This window comes from Vibrio sp. 1731 (assembly GCF_033339955.1).
In the GTDB taxonomy this organism is placed as follows: domain Bacteria; phylum Pseudomonadota; class Gammaproteobacteria; order Enterobacterales; family Vibrionaceae; genus Vibrio; species Vibrio alginolyticus.
Genome location: NZ_JAWOVO010000163.1, coordinates 1 through 1,061, shown reverse-complemented (window position 1 = coordinate 1,061; position 1,061 = coordinate 1). Strand labels below are relative to the sequence as shown.

Sequence of the window (1,061 nt, the reverse complement as noted above, 5' to 3'; positions counted from 1 at the left end):
GGTCAATTGATCCATGCATCGTTGACAACGACCGATCTTTTTCCAAAACCAATGTTCTTGGCAGCTACGACAAGCCATGATGTTTACCTCAATTCAACTTACCCAAGATTAGCAGAAGATGAATAGGCTTTACCATGTGCGCTTGTTAGGTGATTCGAACCCAAAAATGGAAAATTAGCTTTGATGAAATTTTGTAGCACGTAACTGGTGTATGGTGCCGCGTCAGCCAGAAAATAGGAAAAGATAATGTCGACAGAACTGAGAGTAGCACTAGGACTTGCCGGGGGATTTTTCACCATTGGGTTCACCGCGATTGTGCTAGTGAGTCGTTATGCGATGATGTAATCCATGAAACTCTAGTCCAGAAAAAAGCCTCGTATCTGCGAGGTTTTTTTTGTATTTGGCTTGGGAATAGAAACAAGACGTTATGATGAACAAAAAGTGTTGTATTTAAAATCGTTGATTCAGGTAGTAGAACGATTTAAGAACTAAGGACTTAGATTTGAGCGGGAAGAAACAGGGTGGCCTCCGAGTCAAAGACGCCGGAGACCGGGGGTGTAGGCTATGGACAGGTTAGCCTAGGTAAGTTTCTAGCTCTTCGCTACCACCGATGTGTTTACCGCCGATGAATACTTGCGGGACGGTCGTACGGCCTGTAATAGCACGAAGACTGACGGAAGTTGCATCTTTCCCCAAAATTACTTCTTCATATTGAAGACCGTGATCAATCAAGTTTTGTTTGGCTTTCATACAGAAAGGACAACCAGGCTTGGTAAATACAGTGATCGATTCCTGAGTTCTGTACTCTGGTGCGATGTAGTTCAGCATAGTGTCGGCATCCGATACTTTGAACGGGTCTCCTGGTTCATTTGGTTCGATAAACATCTTCTCAATCACACCATCTTTTACCAGCATGCTGTAACGCCAAGAACGTTTACCAAAGCCGATGTCATTTTTGTCCACGAGCATGCCCATGCCATCAGTGAACTCTCCATTACCATCTGGAATAAAGGTGATGTGCTCGGCTTCTTGGTCGTGTTTCCAAGCGTTCATAACGAATG

General features: G+C 44.1%; 2 protein-coding genes. Both read right to left on the bottom strand.

Features of this window, described 5'->3' with window-relative positions:
- A partial coding sequence (locus R7035_RS25945) for a DUF3624 family protein (protein WP_318146412.1) occupies window positions 1-78 on the bottom strand: 78 nt, incomplete at its 3' end.
- Window positions 79-573: 495 nt separating this feature from the next.
- Window positions 574-1,061: glutaredoxin domain-containing protein (locus R7035_RS25940; protein ID WP_318096034.1), on the bottom strand; the 488-nt coding region annotated here is incomplete at its 5' end.